The organism is Microcystis sp. M090S1 (assembly GCF_020246295.1).
In the GTDB taxonomy this organism is placed as follows: Bacteria; Cyanobacteriota; Cyanobacteriia; order Cyanobacteriales; family Microcystaceae; genus Microcystis; species Microcystis aeruginosa.
Genome location: NZ_JADBTF010000244.1, coordinates 1 through 3420 on the forward strand (window position 1 = coordinate 1; position 3420 = coordinate 3420).

At 33.6% G+C, this 3420-nt stretch carries 4 protein-coding genes; 2 read left to right on the forward strand and 2 right to left on the reverse strand.

Annotation, left to right across the window (positions count from 1 at the left end; translation table 11 throughout):
- Positions 1-181 precede the first annotated feature (181 nt).
- Positions 182-373, forward strand: coding sequence for a hypothetical protein (locus IM477_RS10970; protein WP_287731719.1), 192 nt, complete (start codon positions 182-184; stop codon positions 371-373).
- A 332-nt stretch (positions 374-705) separates the two neighbouring features.
- Entirely contained in the window at positions 706-1182 is a 477-nt protein-coding gene (locus IM477_RS10975; protein WP_287731720.1) for a hypothetical protein, read from the forward strand.
- 166 nt (positions 1183-1348) lie between these two features.
- Here the strand turns inward: IM477_RS10975 and IM477_RS10980 are convergent, their stop codons facing one another.
- Both IM477_RS10980 and IM477_RS10985 read right to left on the reverse strand, forming a co-directional pair.
- A complete protein-coding gene (locus IM477_RS10980) occupies positions 1349-1822 on the reverse strand; it encodes an ASCH domain-containing protein (protein ID WP_002750544.1) in 474 nt (157 codons plus the stop codon).
- An 11-nt stretch (positions 1823-1833) separates the two neighbouring features.
- On the reverse strand, positions 1834-3312 hold the full coding sequence (locus IM477_RS10985) for a PIN domain-containing protein (RefSeq protein WP_287731721.1): 1479 nt from the start codon (positions 3310-3312) through the stop codon (positions 1834-1836).
- Positions 3313-3420 lie beyond the last annotated feature (108 nt).

Consider the following 3420-nt stretch of genomic DNA (forward strand, 5'->3'; position numbering starts at 1 on the left):
AATAAACTTGGGAGAAGATTCTGTTCTCGGTTTTCATCTTGTAGGGATTCTTGCTTTTTCCCTATCTACCCAGATCTTTTTCTTTTTGGCAACCCTTGTCTTGTCAGGTTTTGACCCACTTGTGTCCGTCAGTCAGCTCTTAGCCAGAAGCGGAGAACAATTAAAACTATCACCCTAATTGATGAACCCAACAACCGCCAATTATGATGAACCCTGGAAAGAAGCATTAAGCGAATATTTTGAAGCATTTTTAAGCTTCTTTTTTGCCGAAGTCCCACTAGAAAACGGGTTTCTTGAAGAAAACCGTTTTCTGGACTTTAAGACAAAAAAACGTTTCGCTGACAAACTCTATTCAGTTATCAGTTATCAGTGACTAATTGGAAGCAAGTAGCAATCCCTTTGCTATAATAGGGTCTGCTGAAAAGGTTTTTCCTGGTGGCAGGGTGTGGGGTGTGGGGTGTGGGGTTTTACCCATTTTCAGGTGGTCAATTACCTAATTTTCAGGGAAAAAGTCCCTGAATTTTCCCCCCAATCACTCCAATGGTCGGCACTTTTTGAGGTCAAAAAAGTCTAAAAGTCTTATCCAACAAGGTTTTTAGATTTATTCAGCAAACCCTAGCTACCGTTCGCTGTTCCCTGTTCTCCAAAACCAGAGACTTCGTACCTCACCATTAGGATAACTGCTGTAAATGAAATAACCGACTAATGAAAAAGATAATATTGACTTTACTATTAGCTTGGCTTTTAGTTGCTAACATGAATAGCCAAGGAGTTTTAGCGGTGACGCTCGATTTTCAATGGTTGGGAAATCAAGGCTATACAGCTAAAGGTTCTTTTAGTTATGATGAAAAAACGGCCCCGACTATCTTTTCGGAAAAAGGTTCGGGAAAAATGCGAGTTTTAGAAAATTTTCAAGTATCTTTTTATGATAACAGTGGTCAAGAGATCGCTAGATACGATAATGTCAGCGAGGGAATTTCCTCAGCTAATTATTTTCAGTTTAATTTTAATACAAAAACCGGTCAAGTTTTTGGCTCGATCGATCTTGGGGGTGAAGGGATGGGGGAAATCTATCTTCAAGGGGTGGTTAACGATAATTTGGCCCTCTTGCGGGTGGAGTCGGTAGATCTGGTCATGGATGAGGATGATTCACCAGAAATTATTGTTCAATCTTGGCATTGATTAGGATACATAATTGATACTTTTGGTAAAATTTACTAACTATAAAACCAATCATGTAAGAAACTATCAGTATAGACCTCGTTTCCACACAGAAACCAGAAGAGCCAATAAATTTCCGCAGTAACAAATATTGTCTAATGATCTGACCAGCTTATTGAAAAGTAATTTAATATCTTATAATTGTATCTAGGGATTTTTTAGAAGATGAAGCAATGGGAATTTTAAAAAAAATTTCAATTTCATCTGGTCGTAAATAGCGACAGCTTTGTGGAACTCTAAAATTTACAATTTGTGATCTTAACTCTTCAAGCTTTATAGGTGCCGAGAAGGTTATAATTTCCTTCAATACCAAGCAATGTCCTGATGAAATACCGTCATAATAGTTCATAAATTCCTCATAAGATATACATCCTTCTTTCCCTTTTAATTTCCATAAATTTTCTACTGTATCATTAATGATCTCATCAATAATAAATTTTCCTACTAAGGCTTTTTGTGGAGATGAAGAATATATAAAAACTTGATCTCCCTTTTTGATAGATGAGTACATTGATCGGCGAAATTCTGCCGTTTTTTCTCCTTTTAATATTTTCTCAACGTATTTGGGTTTAATCGACATTAGAATAGTTTTATGTAACATAGAATGTTCTCTTAATTTAAAATTTGCATACCCTTATTATACAATGTTTCAAATTCTGATCTAGAAATTTTATAAGGAGAGGGAAATGTGACTTTGTTATTGAGTATTTGCTGAATACTCTGTAGAGGGATTGGTGATTTAAGCAATTCTGTATAGCTAAAACGAATGGCCATGATTGTATTATCAATATTATTTTTGGCAATTTTTAAAATTTGCTCAAAATCGTAGACTCCTAACCGCCTAAATTGACGATATAATTCTTTGGGGATTCCAATAATAATTTCATCGATTTTGGAACAAGCTCTTAAACTTTGAGTACCTATATACTTTGGATCATCACTAATATACCAGAGAACACGACTAGGAGCAGATAATCCACCAGAGTTACGAACAGAACGATAGTAAACGGCTTCACAATTAAACGCTAAATCTTTTCTTGCTCCAAATATTGTTTGATTAGCTAATTCCGAATCAAATAAGTCTACCGCCCATTTAGCTTGAATTGGAATAATAAAACTAGGAATCTCTGCATCAACGATTTTACAAGGATGAAACAATCGTTCAATATAAGTTGCTGTATTCCTATCATTTATAGAACTATCTTGTAAAATCTCTATAGGTTTGGATAAAATATTTGTATTAAAAATTGATTCTGAGTTTAACCCATTTAACTTTTTAGTTAATTGTAGAGTTGTTCCTGAAAAAACTAAGTGATGTTTTATCCATTCTTCCCCATCTTGAACAAATAGAGTATCTTGAATAGATTGAATAATATCTTTGTCAAGGTACTGATCAGTAATTCTTGTTGATAATCTTTCTTTGTTGGATGCTTCTAAAATAAATATTGAGAGCAAATGTAATATAATTGCTTTTCTCATTTTACCAATATTATTATTGACACGAAGCAAAGGAATTGTTAATTGATTTTTTTCTGACCAATCATACACAAATAGTGCTATATAATTACTACTTAATTGTTTGTTATTAGCATGATCTAAGACAACAAAACAATTAAACTCATTTGGACTGGCCAGAAATCCTTGTAAATAATTTTTAAACTCATTTTTTTTCTCCCTTTGTCCTGACATTAGAAATTGTTCCAATAACTGCTTTTGTTCTCCTTCTTTTATCAGTCGTTTTTCTATAGTAGTTCCTGCGAGGCGTACAGGTTGATATTCAGATGTTCTCAATAAGTTATCTAGTTTTATAATTAAGTCTGTAGGACATAAAATTTGAATTGAAAACTTATCATAAAGTATAGATTCTAGCTCAAGTAACTTTGTATCTCGTGTAACGAAAATCTCTGACTCAGAAGCAATAGCTCTTGCCAATTGTCTTAAATCAGATTTATCCTGATCTGTTTGTGGTGTAGAACAGATTTTAAGAAGTTCTAAATGCACTGGGTCAAATTCTGAATGAGAGCAAGAAACTTTGCAAAATTTACTGGCGTATTCTTGAGCTTTACGTCTACAATTATCAGCAATTCTCATTTTGAAAACAAAAGAAGATAAAGTTCTCTATGTGAACAAGAGAACTTCTGTCTAATTATCATTTTTTTTCAAGATAATCATCATAATTAGCTTCAAGAGACAGTTTTA